Annotated in this window: 15 protein-coding genes; all 15 read left to right on the top strand. The window is 60.1% G+C overall.

What is annotated here, in order from left to right:
• The first annotated feature begins 16 nt into the window (after nt 1-16).
• Entirely contained in the window at nt 17-421 is a 405-nt protein-coding gene (locus ENJ19_00075; protein HHM04125.1) for a hypothetical protein, read from the top strand.
• Between the two features lie 282 nt (nt 422-703).
• Nucleotides 704-1,312, top strand: coding sequence for a hypothetical protein (locus ENJ19_00070; protein HHM04124.1), 609 nt, complete (start codon nt 704-706; stop codon nt 1,310-1,312).
• A gap of 21 nt (nt 1,313-1,333) precedes the next feature.
• The gene (locus ENJ19_00065) at nt 1,334-4,537 is read left to right on the top strand and encodes a hypothetical protein (protein HHM04123.1); all 3,204 of its coding nucleotides are present in this window, start codon (nt 1,334-1,336) and stop codon (nt 4,535-4,537) included.
• A gap of 832 nt (nt 4,538-5,369) precedes the next feature.
• Complete coding sequence (aspS, locus tag ENJ19_00060; protein HHM04122.1) at nt 5,370-7,151, top strand: aspartate--tRNA ligase; 1,782 nt, start codon at nt 5,370-5,372, stop codon at nt 7,149-7,151.
• Between the two features lie 159 nt (nt 7,152-7,310).
• A complete protein-coding gene (gene nadA / locus ENJ19_00055) occupies nt 7,311-8,411 on the top strand; it encodes a quinolinate synthase NadA (GenBank protein ID HHM04121.1) in 1,101 nt (366 codons plus the stop codon).
• Between the two features lie 31 nt (nt 8,412-8,442).
• Nucleotides 8,443-9,084 carry an alpha/beta hydrolase gene (locus ENJ19_00050; GenBank protein ID HHM04120.1) on the top strand — a complete coding sequence of 214 codons (642 nt, stop codon included), beginning with the start codon at nt 8,443-8,445 and terminating at the stop codon, nt 9,082-9,084.
• A 177-nt stretch (nt 9,085-9,261) separates the two neighbouring features.
• Nucleotides 9,262-9,786 carry a flagellar basal body-associated FliL family protein gene (locus tag ENJ19_00045; GenBank protein ID HHM04119.1) on the top strand — a complete coding sequence of 175 codons (525 nt, stop codon included), beginning with the start codon at nt 9,262-9,264 and terminating at the stop codon, nt 9,784-9,786.
• A gap of 3 nt (nt 9,787-9,789) precedes the next feature.
• Nucleotides 9,790-10,773: a flagellar motor switch protein FliM gene (gene fliM / locus ENJ19_00040; protein HHM04118.1), complete on the top strand. Its 984-nt coding sequence runs from the start codon at nt 9,790-9,792 to the stop codon at nt 10,771-10,773.
• A 226-nt stretch (nt 10,774-10,999) separates the two neighbouring features.
• Nucleotides 11,000-11,428, top strand: a complete 429-nt coding sequence (gene fliN, locus ENJ19_00035; protein HHM04117.1) for a flagellar motor switch protein FliN — start codon at nt 11,000-11,002, stop codon at nt 11,426-11,428.
• A gap of 3 nt (nt 11,429-11,431) precedes the next feature.
• On the top strand, nt 11,432-11,911 hold the full coding sequence (fliO, locus tag ENJ19_00030; GenBank protein ID HHM04116.1) for a flagellar biosynthetic protein FliO: 480 nt from the start codon (nt 11,432-11,434) through the stop codon (nt 11,909-11,911).
• On the top strand, nt 11,908-12,651 hold the full coding sequence (fliP, locus tag ENJ19_00025; GenBank protein HHM04115.1) for a flagellar biosynthesis protein FliP: 744 nt from the start codon (nt 11,908-11,910) through the stop codon (nt 12,649-12,651). The genes fliO and fliP overlap by 4 nt, the downstream gene beginning before the upstream one ends.
• A 36-nt stretch (nt 12,652-12,687) precedes the next feature.
• Nucleotides 12,688-12,957 carry a flagellar biosynthesis protein FliQ gene (gene fliQ, locus ENJ19_00020; protein ID HHM04114.1) on the top strand — a complete coding sequence of 90 codons (270 nt, stop codon included), beginning with the start codon at nt 12,688-12,690 and terminating at the stop codon, nt 12,955-12,957.
• Nucleotides 12,958-12,968: 11 nt separating this feature from the next.
• A complete protein-coding gene (gene fliR / locus ENJ19_00015; protein ID HHM04113.1) occupies nt 12,969-13,742 on the top strand; it encodes a flagellar biosynthetic protein FliR in 774 nt (257 codons plus the stop codon).
• Between the two features lie 4 nt (nt 13,743-13,746).
• Nucleotides 13,747-14,877: a flagellar biosynthesis protein FlhB gene (flhB, locus tag ENJ19_00010; protein HHM04112.1), complete on the top strand. Its 1,131-nt coding sequence runs from the start codon at nt 13,747-13,749 to the stop codon at nt 14,875-14,877.
• A 227-nt stretch (nt 14,878-15,104) separates the two neighbouring features.
• Nucleotides 15,105-17,177: a flagellar biosynthesis protein FlhA gene (flhA, locus tag ENJ19_00005; protein ID HHM04111.1), complete on the top strand. Its 2,073-nt coding sequence runs from the start codon at nt 15,105-15,107 to the stop codon at nt 17,175-17,177.
• Nucleotides 17,178-17,332 lie beyond the last annotated feature (155 nt).

The raw sequence follows: 17,332 nt of genomic DNA, 5'->3' as shown, positions 1-17,332 counted from the left end.
TCTGAGTGGCGGCCGCATGCAATTTGGCGGGCCGGGTCCGGAGAAAAACGGCGGCATCAGCGACACCGAACTGCTGTCGCTGATCACCCGCCTCACCGTGGCCTATGAGGACGGCGATTCAAAAACATTGGAAAACCTCTTTGCCGCCAGGGCGCAGACCAACAGCGAGGCGGGCCGGCGCGCCATCGTCAAGTCCTATCGTCGCCTGTTCAATGTCACCGAACAGCGAAAAATGGCCTTGTACGATATCAGCTGGTGGCGTGAAGGCACCATGGCCCTGGGCCAGGGGCGGTTTGAAGTTCGGGTGACGGAAAAGGGCGAAACCGCTTCGTCCCTGTATTCCGGTGATGTCATTGTGCGGGTGGAAAAGCTCAACGGCGCGCCACAGATCACGCAGCTTTACCATCACTATTACCAATAGAACACGGCGCCCGGCAAGGGCATTGAAACAACAGGGTTGTCAACATTAAGGAAGGCCAGCGGTTTGCCGGATGATGCGGTGGGCCGCGTCAGGGACCATGAGTTCGATACTCGCCTGCATAGCCCGTGTCCAGGGCGGCTCGTTGGAGTTTGGACGCGTTCCGTTTGAACTCACAATCACATTTCCCCTGAATATCCGCATGGTCGCCGCGTTCGGGTGAGGGGTGGGTATTGCATGATGGCCTGGGGTTGCGGAAGTCAAAGTTTGAAGGATAAAACATCAATGAACAGGCTTTTGTTAGTGGGTCTTTTTTTGTCCAGCCTGGTGGCAGGCGCGGTGCACGCCGCGCCCATCGGCCTGCCGGAAAACACCGGCCGCATCGGCTTTGCCTGGGGGGGTGAGCGGTTGACGGTGGACGACCCTGATGGCGATACCAAAACCAAAGGCACCATTCGACCCTTCACCCTCGTATACAGCGACTGGCTGCCCCGGGGCGGGTGGCGGTACTGGGGCGAGTTTTATTATCAGCGCACCACTTTGGAGGCCAGCCAGACCGAGGTGGGGCAGGATGTGCGCCAGATCGGCGCCCGCTTCTCGGTGCAAAAGAGCGTGCGTCTGGCCGCGAAGTTCGCGCCCTGGTTCGGCCTGGGGCTGGATGTGTCCCAGGCGCGCTACACCGACCGCCACAAGCTGGACCTGGGCGGCTTTCGCGTGCCGGCGCTGGAGTTTGGCGACCGGACCAAGGTGCATGTCAATGCGCTGGTCAATGTGATCGCCGAATGGAAGCTCAACAGGCGTTGGGCCGTGGGCGCCAAGCTGGAACACTCCCAGCCCCTGGGCGACGGCATTCGTTCCACCAACGCCTCCGCCCTGGTCATGTTCCGTTTCTAGGCGCGCCTGGAGATCAAGCAAATGGGAAAGCAAATGGACGTCAAACGCATTGCAGTGTTGGTGCTGGCCGCCCTGGTGGCCGCATGCGGTGGGGGTGGCGGTGACGCGCCGGAGCGGCCCTTTGGCTCGGTGAGCGGCACGGCGGTGGACGGCATTATCGTCGCCGGCAAGGTCAATGCCCATGCCTTTGGCCGCGCGGGCAAGGGCGGCAAACTGAACGATGACGCCGGACTGACCGACGACAGCGGTGCCTACAGCCTGGCCATCCAGGCCCCCGATCAGCCCGTGCTGCTGGAAGTGACCGGCGGGCGCTATGTCGAAGAAGCCACCGGCGAAGAAGTGGCCCTGGAGCCCGGCCAGTTCCTGCGCGCGGTGGGTTTTTACCGCTCCGGCAAGGCGCTGAACATCATGATCACCCCCTTCACCAACCTGGCCGCCGGCCTGGCCGAATACAAAGTGAGCCAGGGTGTGGATCCCGCCACGGCGATCAATGACGCCCTGGTGGAAATCGAATCGCTGTACGGTTTCAACGTCGCCACCACCCGGCCCGCCAATGTGCTGGTCTCCGGCACCGCCGCCGACCAGGCCGGCAGTGAGCAGCTCTACGGGTTTTACCTGGCCGGCATTTCCGAATGGACCAAGCGCGTCAGCGCCCAGAGCGGCGCGCCCCACGACCAGGGTCTGGTGTCCATCACCCTGGCGCAGATTATGTACAACGACATCCGCGCCGACGGCGTGCTGGACGGCCGCGGTTACCGCTCCACCGATCCGGGCGAAAGCGAAGTGGTGGGTTTGCAGTTCGGCGGCGTCGCCCTCAGCCAGCGGGTCTACCGCACCGAGCTGGCGGAAACCACCCTGGCCTTCGCCCAAAGCGAGCGCAACGGCTCCGGCATCAGCGTGGACAAGCTCACCACCCCGGTGCTCAACCTCGCCACCAAGGCCCATGGCCTGTTCGGTGCCGCGCCCGCTGGCGAGTCACTGGAAGACATCCCCTTCACCATCACCCTGGACCAAGCGGGGCAGTACTTCAGCAGACGCGTCACCTTCACCCCCACCGTAGCGGGAACGGTGCTGCCTGAAAGCGTCCGCTTCGCCCTGGACGACATCGCGCTGGAGGAAGCCGCCAACCCGGCCCGGCCGTCGGTCTCCTTCGACACCCAAGCCTATGCCGACGGCCGCCACACCCTCAGCGTCACCGCCCGGAGCGTGTTTGGCAAGGAGTGGACCGAGGACTTTGAGGTTTACTTTGACAATCGCGTGCCCACCGTCCAGGTGCCCGGCAACATACTCACTAACCAAACCCCCTACCGCCTCGTGGGCACTTACACCGACCCCGAGACCGGTTCCGGGGTGGCCGGCATCACTGTGGGTGGCCAGCCCGCCACGCTGCTGGACCAGTGCCCCGAGGGCGTGGAACAGGGCGGGGCCGACGGCTGCATGAGCGTGGATCTGGATCTCACGCCGGGGGAGAACACCCTGGTGATCACCGTGACGGACAACATCGGCAACAGCAATATTGACGATCCGCTGATGCAACAGGCCATCCGCATCGACCTGGACACCACGGTGCCGCAAATTTTGCCCAGCCCCGCCGGTCACGGCCAGGCACGGGTAAGCATCAACCCGGCCTACGATTGCAGCGCTGAGGCCCAGCCCCTTGAGGATCAAAACGACACCTTGTGCATCGACACCGACGCTTTGGACCTGGGCGATGCCAAAGCGACCCGTGCCGATCTCAGCACGCTGGACTGGCCCTTTTTCGCCTTTACCGTGGAAGACCCGGATCCTGCTGGCACCGGCGTGTTCACGCCGGTGGAGAAACTGACCGTAACCTTGGACTATCTCAAAAACGGCGCGTCCGTGACCACTCGCGAGCTGAAGATAGCGGACGCGGAGAGCAAGGAGTTCATTGTGCCGCTGGCCGCGGAGTGGTTGGGTGAGGAGTGGGTGAATTCAATTCCCGGTGACAAGCATCTGCTGCGTATCGCCGTAGAGGATGAGGCAGGCAATATTGGCACGGTCAAGGAATTTACATTCTCGACCGCTTTTCAGGTGCCTGAGTTGGAGTTGGCTTTTACGGGGTTTGAACAATCGTTCCCCGACGGGTTTGACCCGCTGGATCCCTTTGGTACCCGATCCAGTCTCATGCAGGGGAGCGGTTTTTCCCTGATGGCGAAATACACGCTCAGAAACGTGGCGCAACGGGATGTTTCCGTCTATCTGTCAGAGGACGGTTCCACGCATGTTATGCGGCGAACGTTTACGACCGTGGAGCGGAGGCATATTGCCCGTAAACTGAGGGATGTTGAGTGGGAATTGACGACTGTTCCCAAGCTTGATGTGGCGTGTCCGGGTGAAGACATAAGTTTTCCAGAAGTGCTTACCGTGACGACTGTTTACAATTGGAATGAAGGCAGTGGTCAGTGGGAGCCGTTTGCTATTGAGAGCCAGGAAATTGAAACGGGGATCTCCCTGAATACCGACGACCTGAGTCTTTCGGAGTCCGACAGCGTCAGCGATTGGCGTGTTGAGACCCCAACTTCCATGGCAACCATGGTGGGTGATTCCGACTACAAAGCAAGGCCGCCCATTGTCACCTTGGTGGGCAACGTGATAACGCTTATGGAGGATTACCTGCCTACTGATCCTTCGGTTTCACTCACAGATCCCAACCCTGCTCTGGTGGCAAACTGGGAACTCTCCACGTCGGACGGCAGCAGTTTGGGTTCGTGTAGTGATTTTTTGGGGATACGAAGCAGGGACAAATATTCGTTAGAGTCTACAACGGGGCCTGTGAACACGGTTATCAGACCCGACTTGACAGATGTAGTAAACGTGGAGTCCTCGTCGGACTATTCCGGGGCTGATTTTGAGGTGACCGATCCAGACAGCGGCAGCCAAGTCGCTGAGCCCGTCACCGGCTGGTTTGTTATCCCCAGCGGCCAGACCGTGGAGATCAAAAAGGTGATCACTCCGCCGGCAATGACGCCATATAACGACGGTATCGTTGCTGAAGCGGAAGCTGCCGACGATGCGAACAGTGATTTCGCCGACGATTCGCTCTATTCCAAGAAACGGCTGGATAATGCGGTGTCATGGTTGTTGGACCCGTATTTGGAGGTAACGGCTGTTCATGGCAGCGACTCAGGCAACTTCAACGTCCTTCCGGAAGTCACTCAAAACATAAGTGTTGGCACGTTGCCTGAGTTTTCTGTCAGCCGCTAGCCGTGTAGCAAGTCGCCCGGATGGCGTGTAACGGAATCCGGGCGGCGTGAACCTTTTCTGCGCCGGGCCGCTGAAGCGGGACGGTCCGCCGCCCAGGCGACGACGTGGTGCGCGCGGCGGAGCAGGCCGGAAGCCGTGGCGGTGGAGCGGGAAGCCGGGTTCGAAGACCGGCGGGAGCGCCTGGGGTGTGGGCCTTGAGCCCGGGCGGACCAGTGCTTAAGCCTTTGGGGCCGGTGGATCTCGCCCCGCGGTGGGCACCCTGGCTCTTGGGCTGAGCATTCTCCCTGCCGGGCGGGGAGGGGACGTTCATCCCGCGTCAGCCCCTCGCCACCACCGCCCCGGGAGTGGCGCCAGGCCTGGCGCACCACAAAAAAAGAGCCCCGAAGGGCTCCTGCCAAAACTGCAAAATAATTCTGATCAAAATTTCCTGCTTGTTCTGTACTTCTCACACAGGTCTACATCTTTTCGCATCTGCATCTATTGCATGGTTACTGCACTGGCTACCAGATACAACACAAAAATCACGATAGCCAAGCCGATGACCACAGTGGGGTCATCGTCTGATACCAGGCGTTGTCTCGCCATCTCACACCTCCTCGTCGGTACTGCGGACGAATTGCCGCTCTTTAGATACCATAAAAAAGTGTGCTTTTATTAGCATACTAAAATTGTGTAAAACTGCAAGCCCCGGTATCGGCAGTTTCCCCGGGTCCGGCGGAATTTCCGCTTTCCAGCCGGTCCGGGGCGCGCTGGGTACACGATCGTTCTTGCGGCTCCCCGGTGCGGTGGGTACCATTACCCGCTTTTCATTCCACTTTGCGAAGGTTCAAGCATGCGTAGCCACTATTGCGGGCAAGTTGACGAATCCCTGATTGATCAACGGGTAGACGTTTGCGGTTGGGTGCATCGCCGCCGCGACCACGGCGGGGTGATATTCGTTGATTTGCGCGACCGGGACGGGCTGGTGCAGGCGGTGTTCGATCCCGACACGCCGGAGATTTTTATGATCGCCGAGCGCATACGCAGCGAGTACGTGGTGCGCATTTCCGGTAAAGTCCGGCGCCGCCCGGAGGGCACGGAAAACCCCAATCTGCCTACCGGTCAGGTGGAGATCCTGGGGGAGTCGCTGGACATCCTGAACCGCGCCGAGCCGCCACCCTTCCAGGTGGAAGACGAGATCGACGTGGGCGAGGACGTGCGGCTGCGCTACCGTTACATTGATTTGCGCCGGCCGCAAATGCAGCGCCGCTTGCGCCTCAGGGCCCATGCCGGCCGGGTGCTCAGGCGGTTCCTGGACGAGCGTGGTTTTGTGGACATGGAAACGCCCATGTTGACCAAGTCCACCCCGGAGGGGGCGCGGGACTTTCTGGTGCCCAGCCGCGTGCACCCCGGTTCCTTTTACGCGCTGCCCCAGTCCCCCCAGTTGTTCAAGCAGCTGCTGATGATGTCCGGCATGGACCGCTACTACCAGATCGTGCGCTGTTTCCGCGACGAGGATTTGCGCGCCGACCGCCAGCCCGAATTCACTCAGCTCGATATCGAGGCGTCTTTCATCGACGAAGATCAAATGATGACCTTGATGGAAGACATGGTTCGCGAGTTGTTTGCCCAGGTGCTGGAAGAGCCGCTGCACACGCCTTTTCCCCGCATGCGCTATCACGAGGCCGTCGCCCGTTTTGGCATAGACCGGCCCGATTTGCGCATCCCCCTGGAGCTGACGGAGCTGACGGATGTGATGGGCGAAGTGGATTTCAAAGTGTTCGCAGCGCCGGCCAGGGATCCCAATGGCCGTGTCGCCTGTTTGCGCCTGCCCGGCGGCGGCGACCTCAGTCGCAAGGAGATCGACGACTACACCGCTTTCGTGGGCCGCTATGGCGCCAAAGGCCTGGCCTATATCAAGGTGAATGATGCGGCGGCGGGGCGTGAAGGCCTGCAATCGCCCATTGTGAAATTCCTGCCCGATGCTGTGGTGACAGCCGTGCTGGAGCGCACGGGCGCGCAAAACGGCGATTTGATTTTTTTTGGCGCCGACAAAGCGAAAGTGGTCAACGAATCCCTGGGGGCGCTGCGGGTGAAACTGGGCCACGACCGGGAGCTGGTGGAACGCGGCTGGCGGCCGCTGTGGGTGGTGGATTTCCCCATGTTCGAATGGGACGGGCAAGAAAACCGCTGGTTTGCGCTGCATCATCCCTTTACCGCGCCGCGGGTGGATGATGCCGCCGCTTTGGCGGCCGAACCCGGCCAGGCCCTGTCCCGGGCCTATGACCTGGTGTTGAACGGCACCGAAGTGGGCGGCGGGTCCATCCGCATACATCAGACCGATATGCAGGCGGCCGTGCTGCGTCTGCTGGGGATCTCCGACGAAGAGGCTCAGGAGAAGTTCGGCTTTTTGCTGGAGGCGCTCAAATACGGTTGTCCGCCCCATGGCGGTATCGCCTTCGGCTTGGACCGCCTGGTGATGTTGATGACCGGCTCCGCCTCCATCCGCGATGTGATGGCCTTTCCCAAAACCCAGACCGGCAGTTGTCTGCTGACCCAGGCGCCGTCGGAAGTGGCGGCATCGCATTTGCGGGAGCTGGGTTTGCGGGTGCGCAAGCCGCAAGCTTATAGGTAGGGAAGAGTTTTGCCACGGAGGATACAGAGATTGAGAGTATTCATCGTGGCATCTCAATATTCTTCATTGCCGTGCTCTCCGTGGTGAGGCCGGCCACCTTGCCAGCAGCGCTTCAATTCATGTAGAACATACCCCCAGCATCAAGCAGAGGTATTGTTAATGGCAGCCACCGCCACTGCACTGCACACATTTGATCACGTTCCCGAAGACGAGATTCAAGCCCGTATCGTTGCCGCAAAAGAAAAGCTGGGCGATGAAGTGGTGATACTTGGCCATCACTATCAACGGGAGGAGGTGTTTCGCCATGCGGATTACTCCGGCGATTCCCTCAAGCTGTCCCGGCTCGCCGCCCGGTCGCAGGCGCGTTACATTGTGTTTTGCGGTGTGCATTTCATGGCGGAAGTGGCGGATATCTTGTCGCGGCCAGGGCAAGTGGCGATTTTGCCGGATTTGAGCGCCGGCTGTTCCATGGCCGATATGGCCAACCGCATGAAAGTGGAACGCTGCTGGCGGGAACTGGCTGAGGTGTTGGACCCCGACCAATCCGTGACCCCCGTGACCTACATCAACTCCGCCGCCGATCTCAAATCGTTTTGTGGCCGCCATGGCGGCATCGTGTGCACCTCCGGCAATGCGCGCCAGGTTCTGGACTGGTCCTTTGGCCAGCGCGAAAAAATATTGTTCTTCCCCGACCAACACCTGGGCCGCAACACGGGCTTTGATATGGGGATTCCATTGGATGAGATGGTAGTGTGGGATTTCACCCAAGCCATGGGCGGCCTGTCCGGAGACCAGATCCGCCGCGCCAAAATGATTTTGTGGAAAGGTTTTTGTTCGGTGCACCAGATGTTCCGCCCGGAACACATCGACGCCTTTCGTGCCAAACACCCCGCTGGCAAAGTGATTGCCCATCCTGAGTGCATGTTCGAAGTGTGCCGGAAATCCGACTGTGTGGGTTCCACCGAGCGCATCATCCAGATCGTCAGCGAATCGGTGCCGGGCAGCCGCTGGCTGGTGGGCACGGAGTTGAATCTGGTCAGCCGCCTTGCGGCGCAGCAAAAAGCGGCAGGCAAGCATGTGCACTTTATGTCGCCCACCATCTGCATGTGCTCCACCATGTTTCGTATCGATCCCCGGCATTTGTGTTGGACCCTGGAGAATCTGGTGGAAGGCCAGGTGGTAAATCCGGTCAGGGTGTCCGAGGCGGATGCGGGCTACGCGCGTTTGGCTTTGGAGCGCATGTTCGAGGTGTCGGTTTAGAGCGCGTTCCCAGCCGCTCATCGCCTGGCCGGTGTCTGAAGTCCCCACCGTCGCGCTGGTGCACGGCTTGTATCTGCCGCGATGGGCGATGACTGTGTTGTCATCGCGCTTGCGGCAGGCCGGTTTCCATCCTGTCTTGTTTTCCTATCCCTCCTGGCGCCAGGGTCTTGGGGCCAATGCCGATCGTCTGCGGCACTTTCTCGGGACGCTTTCCCCCACATCTTTGCATTTTGTGGCGCACAGCATGGGCGGTTTGGTGGTTGCGCGCTTGCTCCACCACTGTGCCGTCGTTCCTGCGGGCCGGGTCGTTGCTTTGGGTACGCCCTTTCTCGGCAGCCATGCGGCCCGGTGTTTGCAAAAAAACGCGCCGGGCCGGCTGCTGTTGGGGCGGGGCGCGGAAGCCTTGGCGGAAGGTTTTCCACACTGGTCCTGTCCCTGGCGCCTGGGCGTGATTGGCGGGACGCGGGGGTGGGGGCTGGGGCGTTTCGTCGCGCCGGGTCTGCCTTCACCCCATGATGGCACCGTAGCCCTGGCGGAAACGCGGGTAAGGGGTGGCAGTGACCATGTGTCTGTGGACGCTTCTCACAGCGGCTTGTTGTGGTCCTCCGAAGTTGCCGCGGCTGTTGTGGCGTTTCTGCGTACGGGGCGGTTTGTCCGCGGTGTATCCTGCTGACATGCGATTAATCTGTGGGCGTCGAAATCTTGGCGCGCGACCTTATACCCCTTCGTCAATCCCGTGTCGTTGTGCGCTATAGCGTAATTAAGTGATTGATCAGGCGTGCATTAATAATTTCACTCTGTGGCACAAGTCTTGCTCCTTCCGGCTTGCCTGGTATTCGAGGACGAAGGAATGGCTGAAGCGGCGGACGCAAAGGGTGGTGTGCAAGCGCCCGATAAAGGTGGCACGGGGATGATGAAGATCATCATCATCGTGGTGGGTGCCATCGTCCTGGTGGCGGCCAGCGTGGGCGCCTCCCTGTTTATGATGAGTTCCATGCTGGAAAAGCAGACCGCTGAACAACCCGCGGATGGTGAGGATCCCGAAACGCCACCGCCGGCGCCCATCTATTTCAAACTCGATCCCGCCTTTGTCGTCAATTTCATGGACGGCGACAATTTGCGCTTTTTGCAGCTGAACATCGAACTGATGACCCACGATCCGGAAGTACCCAAGCAGATCGAGGCGTACATGCCGGTGATACGCAACAACATTGTCCTTATGTTGAGCAGCCAGGAGGCCGCCACCTTCGCGACCATGGCGGGCAAGCAAAAGCTGCGTGCCGAAGTGTTGGCCAACATTCAGAAAATATTGGAAGAGCAAACCGGCGCCCCCGGCGTGGAAGAGGTTTATTTCACCGGTTTTGTGATGCAGTAGCACATGTCTGTCAACGACATACTCACCCAGGATGAAATCGACGCGCTGTTGCACGGTGTCAACGCCGGTGATGTCGAAACGGAAGCCGATGAGGCCCCTGCCGACGGCGAAGTCAGATCTTATGATTTCGCCAGCCAGGACCGTATTGTACGGGGGCGCATGCCCACCCTGGAGATGATCAACGAGCGCTTTTCCCGCCATTTTCGTGTGAGCCTGTTCAATATGCTGCGCCGCAGCGCAGAAATATCCATCGGCGGTGTGCAAATGATCAAGTTTGGCGAATACGTCCACAGTTTGTTCGTGCCGACCAGCTTGAACCTGGTGAAGGTCAAGCCGCTGCGCGGGACGGCTTTGTTCGTACTTGATCCAAAACTGGTATTCATCACCGTGGACAATTATTTCGGTGGCGAGGGGCGCTTCTACACAAAGATCGAAGGCAGAGATTTCACGCCTACCGAAATGCGGGTCATCGAACTGATGCTGGCCAGGGCGTTTGTGGACCTGGCCGAGGCATGGCGGCCGGTGATGGCGGTGGAATTTGAATACATCAATTCCGAAGTGAATCCACAGTTCGCCAATATCGTCAGTCCCACAGAGGTGGTGGTGGTGACCACCTTTCATGTGGAGTTGGACGGTGGCGGCGGTGATTTTCATGTGACGCTGCCCTATTCCATGGTAGAACCCATTCGCGAACTGCTGGATGCCGGGGTGCAAAGTGACCGCGCTGAAACTGACGAGCGGTGGACGGTATCCTTGCGGGAGGAAATGAAAGAAGCGGAAGTGGAATTGAGCAGCACGCTGACCTACGTCGATTTATCGCTCAATGACATCCTGAAGCTGAAGCCCGGTGACGTGATACCGGTGGAACTTCCCGAAACGGTTACCCTGCGCGCCGAAGGCATACCCGTGTTTCGGGGCGCCTTCGGTGTATCCAATGGCATGAATGCCATAAAAATACATGGCGCTGTTCAGGCGCCCAGGGATTAGCAGGATGTTGAAAAAGGCCCTCCTGGCCCTTTCCAACGCCGGCCGCCGCCAACGCGGTTTGTGGCTGTCTTTCATGTTTAATGACTTATCGTCATTGACCCTGACGGTGCAGCCATACATTGCACACAGTTTGGTGAACAACAGAGTTTTTCAACCAGCTGTTGGACGGCCTGGCAGCGGTGATACGAGCGTGGACGGTTGCGGCTGCGATCGCTGAGGTGGAAGTATGAGTGATGACAACGACGACGCCAGCGTTGAAGACGCCTGGGCGGCTGCACTGGCCGAGCAGGCCGAGGAAGAGGAGGCCGCTGCCGGGCAAGCCCCGTCAGAGCCATCCTACGACAAACCCCAGTTCGACGAGTTGCAGGATGAGGGCGGTGCTCCGGTCTCGGAGGATGTCAATCTCGACGTTATTCTGGATATTCCCGTCACCCTGGCGGTGGAGATCGGACGGACCAAATTCCGCATCCGCAACCTGTTGCAACTGAACCAGGGGTCGGTGGTCGAGCTGGACCGTCTGGCCGGAGAACCCATGGACGTTCTGGTCAACGGAACCCTGATCGCCCACGGCGAGGTCGTGGTGGTCAATGAAAAGATCGGCATACGCCTCACCGATGTCATCAGTGCCGCCGAGCGCGTGCAGAAGCTGAAGTAGAAGGTGGAAGCGGGCTTGAACGCGTTGTTCCGACATCTTTCAGATGGGGCGCAAAGATACCGTCGGCGTGCTCTGATATTGGTAGCCGGTGGGGCAGCATCGTTTCCCGGAGCTGCTGCGGCGGCAGCGGCCGAAAACACCACCGATCCGTTCAGTGCCGGCTACCTGCTGCAGCTTGTGGCGGGTTTGTTGCTGGTGCTGTGCCTTATTCTGGCGTTTGCCTGGTTGCTGAAAAAGTCCGGCCGTTTTGGCGGGACGGGGCGCGGTCCCGTGAAGGTGTTGGGCGGATTGTCGCTGGGCGCGCGGGAACGCTTGGTGCTGGTGCAGGTGGGTGAACAGCAATTGCTGCTCGGTGTGGCGCCGGGACGGGTTCAGACGCTGTACGTGCTGCCGGAAGCCGTTGCACCAGACCCGCAAGCCTCTTCCGGCAACACCTTCGACGGCGTACTGAGCCGGTGGACAGAATCCAGGGGCCGGCCATGAAGGACTTGCGGCCGCTGTTGGGCCTGTCCCTGCTTGCGGCCAGTGCGGCCGCCTTCGGCGCTGACGGTCTGGACGCCGTCACGGTGACGCCCGACGGCCAGGGCGGTGAAACGTACTCGGTCACCTTGCAGATCGTGCTGTTGATGACCCTGTTGACCCTGCTGCCGGCGGGGTTGATGATGATGACCTCGTTTACGCGCATCATCATTGTTCTGGCGCTTTTGCGGCAGGCCTTGGGTACACAGCAGACCCCCACCAATCAGACGCTGATCGGTCTGGCATTGTTTCTGACACTGTTTGTGATGGCGCCTGTTTTGGAGCAGGCTTATGATGACGGCGTCGCGCCCTATATGGGTGAGCAGCTCAGTTTGCAGCAAGGGCTGCACCGCGCCAGCCTGCCTTTTCGTGAATTCATGCTGGCGCAGACCCGGGAAGCCGACCTGCAGTTGTTTTTGAATCTCTCTGCGGCGGGCGAGGTCACAGAGGAAGACCTGCCGCTTGCGGTGTTGGTTCCCGCCTTCGTCACCAGCGAACTCAAGACTGCTTTTCAAATTGGTTTTTTGATATTTATCCCTTTTTTGATCATCGACCTGGTCGTGGCCAGCGTATTGATGGCCATGGGGATGATGATGCTATCGCCACTCATCGTATCCCTGCCGTTCAAAATTATGCTGTTCGTTCTGGTTGACGGGTGGACGCTGATTATCGGCACCCTGGCGGCGAGCTTCTATGCCGCCTAGTGGCCACCTGCCTGGTCCTTGCCGGAGGAGATGCAGATGACGCCGGAGATGGTGGTCACCCTGGGGCAGCGCGCCCTGGAAATCACCCTGCTTCTGATCACCGTAATGCTGGTGCCTGCCCTGATTGTCGGTTTGCTGGTGAGCATGTTTCAGGCGGCAACGCAAATCAATGAAGTGACCTTGAGTTTTATTCCCAAGCTGCTCGTCACCGTAGCGGTCATCATGTTCGCCGGGCCGTGGATGTTGCGGGTGCTGATTCAGTATGCCCGCGGCCTCATTGAGAGCATTCCCGGCCTGATTGCCTGAGGTGCCCCGTGCTGCATGTCACCAGTTCTGAGATGCTGAGTTGGGTGCAACTGTACTTGTGGCCCTTCGTCCGCATTGCGGCGCTCATGTCGGTGGCGCCGGTTTTCGGCACCCGCACTGTGCCCATGCGTATTCGTCTGGGCATTGCGCTGGTACTCACGCTGGTGGTGGTGCCGACGCTGCCCCCCTTTCCCCGCGTGGATCCGCTGTCCGTCACCGCTTTGTTGGTCACGGTCCAGCAGTTGCTGGCCGGCCTGGTCATGGGATTTGCGCTGACCTTGGTGTTCAGCGCGCTGATAACCGGCGGCCAGGTGGCGGCGCAGCTCATGGGGCTCGGTTTTGCCTCGATGATGGATCCCCAAAACGGCGTCAGCGTGCCCGTGGTGGGTCAGTTCTACACTATTGTCGCCACCTTGCTGTTTCTGGTGTTCGACGGCCATCTGGTGTTGATAGAAATGGTCAACGCCAGTTTCGCCAGCCTCCCGGTGGGACAGACCATGCCGGCGGGCAACTACTGGCGGCTGGCGGCCTGGGGCTATTGGGTGTTCGCTGGTGCAGTGCTGGTGGCGTTGCCGTCCATAGCCGCCCTGTTGATGGTGAATATGGCCTTCGGTGTACTGACCCGGGCGGCGCCGCAGCTCAATATCTTTTCGGTGGGTTTTCCTGCGACCATACTGTTTGGGTTCATGGTCATGTTGGCGTCCCTGCCCTATTTTGTGCCCAAGTTTTCGCAGTTGCTTGAGTCGGCCTATGTATTGATAAGCCAGTTGCTGAGCGTCGCCTAGCGCCATGGCGCAGGAAGGTGGACAAGAACGAACAGAAGAGGCCACTGCCAAGCGCCTGCGCGAGTCCCGTGAAAAGGGGCAGATTGCCCGTTCGCGCGAATTGACCTCGGTGGTGATGTTGCTGGCAGGGGGCGGCATATTGCTGGCATTGGGCGACGGCCTGATCACCGCGCTGCTGGCACAGATGCGCACGTATTTTCAGCCCTTCTCCGCCGGTATCAACGATGTCAACCAGTTGCCCGGCGTTTTTCTGGCCGCCGCTGTGGAGGCGTTGTGGTTGTTGTTGCCCGTCATGGCCGTGCTTGCGCTTGCCGCGGTGTTGGCATCCGTCGCCTTGGGGGGATGGGCCTTCAGCGCACAGGCCATGGCTTTCAAATGGGAACGCCTAGATCCCATCAAAGGACTGGGAAAAGTGTTTGCCTGGCGCGGCGTGGTCGAGTTGCTCAAGGCGCTGGTCAAGTTTGTGCTGGTTGGCGGGGTGGCGCTGGCGCTGCTAGCCGCCAACGCCCAGGCGTTTTTGGCACTGGGCACCGGGAGCGTGGCGGTGGGTTTGCGGGAGGCCGCCGGCTTGTTGATCTGGGGTTTTCTTCTGGTGAGCGCTTCTTTGATCCTGGTGGCGCTGGTGGATGTGCCTTTTCAGCTTTGGGATCACGCCAAACAATTGCGCATGACCCGTCAGGAGGTCAAGGACGAAAACAAGGAGACGGAGGGCAGCCCGGAAGTGCGTAATCGCGTGCGGGCCTTGCAAAGGGAAATGGCCCAGCGGCGCATGATGGCGGATGTGCCCAGGGCCGATGTGGTGATCACCAACCCCACTCATTTCGCGGTGGCCCTGCGTTACGACCAAAGCACCATGCCGGCGCCCAAAGTCGTGGCCAAGGGCGCAGACCTGGTGGCCGCGCAGCTTCGCACCGTCGCCGCGGGCGCCGGGGTGCCCATCGTTTCCGCGCCGTCCCTGGCGCGGGCGATTTACTACAGCACGGATATCAACCGTGATATTCCGGCCGGTTTGTATCTTGCCGTGGCGCAGGTGCTGGCTTATGTCTATCAGCTTCGTCACACCCGCGGGCGCAAGCCGGCGGCGCCGCAGTTTGCGGACTTGCCTATTCCCGATGAGCTGCGGCGGGAAAGGTGAGGAATTCCGGGCCACGAAGCACGCGGTGCGCACGGAGACAGATTGGCAACCGTGGGTTTCCGGGGGCCGTAGGCCGGACGGCGCCCACCGGGAGGCCCGGGCTGCAAAAGGTGTTTCTCTGTGCTCTGCGCGGTAAGCAAAGGCCGCCAAAGCCGGGTGTCACGTATGAGAAATGGTTACGAGACGTGGCGGGTGGATCATTGGTTTCAACGATGTAGGGGTGAGAGATGAATCAAACTGACGCCGCATCGCCGTCTGCCGGCTTGAGCACCATGGGGCTGGGTGCGCCCCTGCTGTTGATGATGCTGCTGGCGATGATGGTGTTGCCGTTGCCGCCGGTGGCGTTGGACATTCTGTTCACCTTCAATATCTCGCTCGGTCTGGTTGTGCTGCTGTCCGGCATCTATTCCCAAAAACCCCTGGATTTTGCCTCATTTCCCACCGTGCTGTTATTGGCGACCTTGTTGCGGCTGGCCCTCAACGTCGCTTCCACCAGGGTGGTGCTGCTGGAAGGGCATACCGGCACGGCGGCAGCAGGCAAAGTGATCGAGTCGTTCGGCGATTTTGTCGTTGGTGGCAACTACGCCGTCGGCCTGGTGGTCTTTGCCATCCTCGTGATTATCAACTTCGTCGTGGTCACCAAGGGGGCGGGGCGTATTTCAGAGGTCTCCGCGCGCTTTACTCTGGATGCCATGCCGGGCAAGCAAATGGCCATCGATGCTGATCTCAACGCCGGTCTGGTGACCCAGGAGGAGGCCAAGGCGCGGCGCGAAGAAGTCACCCGCGAGGCCGATTTTTACGGCGCCATGGACGGTGCCAGCAAATTTGTTCGCGGTGATGCCATCGCCGGTATCCTGATCTTGTTTATCAACATCATAGGCGGGCTGGCCATTGGGATGGTGCAGCACAACATGGCCTTCGCAGATGCCGTGCGCAACTACACCCTGCTCACTGTGGGCGACGGTCTGGTGGCGCAAATCCCCTCCCTGGTGCTGTCCACCGCCGCGGCCATCATGGTCACGCGGGTGTCCCGCGCGGAAAGCATGGAACAGCAAATTGTCGGCCAGTTGTTTGGGGGGGCACGGCCTTTGGCGGTCACCGGTGGTGTGTTGGCGGTCATCGGCCTGATTCCCGGCATGCCCAATGCCGTGTTCCTGATTCTGGGCGGGCTGGCCGGCAGCGGCGCCTACCTGATCGCCAGCAGGAAAAAACGCGAACAGGCCAGGCCGGTGGCGGCGCCGCCTCCCGCGCCGGAGCAAAAAGAGCTGGGTTGGGATGATGTGGTGCCGGTGGACACCATCGGGCTGGAAGTGGGTTACCGCCTCATTCCCCTGGTGGACAAAAACCAGGGTGGCCAGCTCATGCAGCGCATCAAAGGCGTGCGCAAGAAACTTACCCAGGAATTGGGTTTCCTCATCCCGCCGGTGCACATCCGGGACAATCTCGATTTGTCACCCAATGTATATCGCATCACCCTGATGGGCGTCACCCTGGGTGAAGCGGAAGTGCATCCGGACCGGGAGATGGCCATTAACCCGGGGCAGGTCTACGGCCCTTTGCAGGGCATCCCCACCAAGGAGCCGGCCTTCGGACTGGATGCCACCTGGATAGAGGGTCCGCAAAAGGAACAAGCCCAGTCCCTGGGTTATACAGTGGTGGATCCCAGCACCGTGGTTGCCACTCATCTGAGTCAGATACTGAGCGATCATGCCCATGAATTGCTGGGCCGCGAAGAAGTGCAACAACTGATGGACAAACTGGCCAAAACCAATCCCAAGCTGGTGGAGGAGCTGGTGCCGGAGAACGTGTCCCCGGGCACGTTGCAGCAGGTGCTGCGGCAGTTGTTGCAGGAGAAAATCCCCATCCGAGACCTCAGAACCATTGCCGAAACCTTGGCGGCGCAGGCGGCCAGGAGTCAAGACCCCGCCGTTCTCACCGCCGCAGTGCGGGTGGCCTTGGGCCGGTCAATTGTTCAGCAAATCAATGGGATGAGGTCGGAGCTGCCGGTGATCACGCTGGCCTCCGAGCTGGAACACATATTGCAAAACTCCCTTCAGTCGGCGGCCGAGGGCGAAGTGGTGTTTGAACCCGGCCTGGCCGAACGTCTCCACCAGGCGCTTGCCGAAGCGGTGAAACGGCAGGAGATCAATGGCCAGCCCAGCGTGTTGCTGGTACCGGCACAACTGAGACCGGTGTTGGCCAAATTCGTTCGCCATACTCTGCCCGGACTGCATGTGCTGGCCTACAACGAGCTGCCAGACAACAAGCAGATCAAAGTTGTGGCCAATGTTGGCCAGTAACCAAACATCCTGAGCTGCGAGCGTGAGTGTCCATGATTGATTCACTGTCCATTGTCCCCGGACCGAGGGCTTATGAAGATTAAGCGCTTCGTTGCGCCCGACATTCGTCAAGCCATAAGGATGGTGCGTGATGAGCAGGGTCCGGACGCGGTGAT

It is taken from the genome of Gammaproteobacteria bacterium, assembly GCA_011375345.1.
In the GTDB taxonomy this organism is placed as follows: Bacteria; Pseudomonadota; Gammaproteobacteria; order DRLM01; family DRLM01; genus DRLM01.
Note: the sequence above shows the minus strand (reverse complement) of the source record. Positions and strands in the feature narration are given on the sequence as shown.

Excerpts from the sequence above, each read along its gene's own strand:
- ENJ19_00075 (HHM04125.1), top strand. The coding sequence starts at position 17 with ATGCAATTTGGCGGGCCGGGTCCGGAGAAAAACGGCGGCATCAGCGAC.
- ENJ19_00070 (HHM04124.1), top strand. The coding sequence starts at position 704 with ATGAACAGGCTTTTGTTAGTGGGTCTTTTTTTGTCCAGCCTGGTGGCA.
- ENJ19_00065 (HHM04123.1), top strand. The coding sequence starts at position 1,334 with ATGGGAAAGCAAATGGACGTCAAACGCATTGCAGTGTTGGTGCTGGCC.
- aspS (HHM04122.1), top strand. The coding sequence starts at position 5,370 with ATGCGTAGCCACTATTGCGGGCAAGTTGACGAATCCCTGATTGATCAA.
- nadA (HHM04121.1), top strand. The coding sequence starts at position 7,311 with ATGGCAGCCACCGCCACTGCACTGCACACATTTGATCACGTTCCCGAA.
- ENJ19_00045 (HHM04119.1), top strand. The coding sequence starts at position 9,262 with ATGGCTGAAGCGGCGGACGCAAAGGGTGGTGTGCAAGCGCCCGATAAA.
- fliM (HHM04118.1), top strand. The coding sequence starts at position 9,790 with ATGTCTGTCAACGACATACTCACCCAGGATGAAATCGACGCGCTGTTG.
- fliN (HHM04117.1), top strand. The coding sequence starts at position 11,000 with ATGAGTGATGACAACGACGACGCCAGCGTTGAAGACGCCTGGGCGGCT.
- fliP (HHM04115.1), top strand. The coding sequence starts at position 11,908 with ATGAAGGACTTGCGGCCGCTGTTGGGCCTGTCCCTGCTTGCGGCCAGT.
- fliQ (HHM04114.1), top strand. The coding sequence starts at position 12,688 with ATGACGCCGGAGATGGTGGTCACCCTGGGGCAGCGCGCCCTGGAAATC.
- flhB (HHM04112.1), top strand. The coding sequence starts at position 13,747 with ATGGCGCAGGAAGGTGGACAAGAACGAACAGAAGAGGCCACTGCCAAG.
- flhA (HHM04111.1), top strand. The coding sequence starts at position 15,105 with ATGAATCAAACTGACGCCGCATCGCCGTCTGCCGGCTTGAGCACCATG.